Genomic DNA, 225 nt, shown 5'->3' with positions numbered 1-225 from the left:
GCCGTTCAGGTCCACCAGGTGCAACCGGCGGCAACCGGCGGCAACCCAGCGTTTGGCCATGGCGACCGGGTCGTCAGAGAATACGGTGGAGTCGTCCATCAGGCCCTGGCGCAGTCGTACGCATTGGCCGTCTTTCAAATCAATGGCGGGGATAATCAGCATTTGGTTGTGGGTCCAGTCATTCAGTTTCGAGGGACATTCTTTACGGCGGATGCGGCCTTCGGC

At 60.0% G+C, this 225-nt stretch carries 1 protein-coding gene; it reads right to left on the bottom strand.

Translation table 11 applies throughout. The features are described 5' to 3' along the window. The coding region (locus tag B3520_RS05835; protein WP_286875627.1) for a HisA/HisF-related TIM barrel protein at positions 1–162 on the bottom strand (162 nt) is incomplete at its 3' end. Positions 163–225 lie beyond the last annotated feature (63 nt).

Source organism: Marinimicrobium sp. UBA4509 (assembly GCF_002388575.1).
GTDB lineage: Bacteria > Pseudomonadota > Gammaproteobacteria > Pseudomonadales > Cellvibrionaceae > Marinimicrobium > Marinimicrobium koreense.
Note: the sequence above shows the minus strand (reverse complement) of the source record. Positions and strands in the feature narration are given on the sequence as shown.